Source organism: Peptoniphilus sp. DNF00840 (assembly GCF_001553125.1).
GTDB classification, from domain to species: domain Bacteria; phylum Bacillota; class Clostridia; order Tissierellales; family Peptoniphilaceae; genus Peptoniphilus_A; species Peptoniphilus_A vaginalis.
In genome coordinates, this window is record NZ_KQ960191.1 from 1 (window position 1) to 1,033 (window position 1,033).

Below are 1,033 nucleotides of genomic sequence, written 5' to 3' on the forward strand. Positions count from 1 at the left end.
GATGAATTGCAAATAATATTGCGACACCTAAATTAAACTAAGTTCATGTAAAAATAATTCAAATGGAGTTTGATAATTTAGACATTTCCTAGGTCTGCTGTTAAGCTCCATTAAATTTTTAATAAGATCTTCTTCAGATATCTCTGCTAAATCTGTCTTTTTAGGATAATATTCTCTCAATAGACCATTTGAATTTTCATTACTTCCTCTTTGCCATGCTGAATATGGGTCAGCAAAGTAAAAGTCTATTCCAAGCTTTTCAACTTCATCATAGCAAGCAAATTCTTTTCCTCTATCTGATGTAAAACTTTTTAAGGCTTCTTTTGGAAGTGATTTAACAAGTTTATTGATTGCTTCAAACATTGAATCTTTGCTTCTATCTTTCATTGGTAATGCTATATAAAACCTTGTTTTTCTTTCAACAAATGTTGCTAAGCACCCTTTGCTTTTTCCTCTAGAAGACACAACTGTATCAAGTTCCCAGTGTCCGAAGGAAACCCTATACTTTATGTTTTTTGGTCTTTTTCTTATAGATGTACCTATGTTAAATTTTCCTCTTGTTTCTTTGCTTTTTCTAGACTTACCTTTTCTTCTTAATTTTGAAATATCAAAATCTATTACTCCAGAATAAATCCAGTTATATATTGTTTTAAAGCTTAATATTCCTTTATAAAGGCAACCTACAATTTGCTCAGGTGACCATTTAGAATTAAGCTTTTCTTTGATATTTTCTAATATTTCATAAGTTACTTTAGTTTTTCTTCCTTTTAATGATGATTTAGATTCTTTATCTTTTTCTGCTAGGTCAGCTTCGTATTCAGTATCACATCTTTTAAGCTCTCTAGCTATTGTGGAATGATGACATCCTAAAATTTTCGCTATTCTTCTAGAAGAATAGCCCTCTTTGTTTAATACCTCTATCTTATTTCTTTCGTTTAGTGTAAGATGTTTATAGCTCATATTAACCTCCGTGTGTGTTTTTGTCGTTATTAACATTTTACACGAAGTTAGTATGAGTTTTTATTTTTTATTT

1 protein-coding gene is annotated in these 1,033 nt (G+C 29.7%); it reads right to left on the reverse strand.

Annotated features, from left to right (window positions below; translation table 11 throughout):
• Window positions 1-27 precede the first annotated feature (27 nt).
• Window positions 28-960, reverse strand: a complete 933-nt coding sequence (locus HMPREF1864_RS01080; RefSeq protein ID WP_062570997.1) for an IS30 family transposase — start codon at window positions 958-960, stop codon at window positions 28-30.
• Window positions 961-1,033 lie beyond the last annotated feature (73 nt).

Bases quoted from the DNA above. Each gene is read 5' to 3' on its own strand.
- HMPREF1864_RS01080 (WP_062570997.1), bottom strand. From the start codon at position 960: ATGAGCTATAAACATCTTACACTAAACGAAAGAAATAAGATAGAGGTA.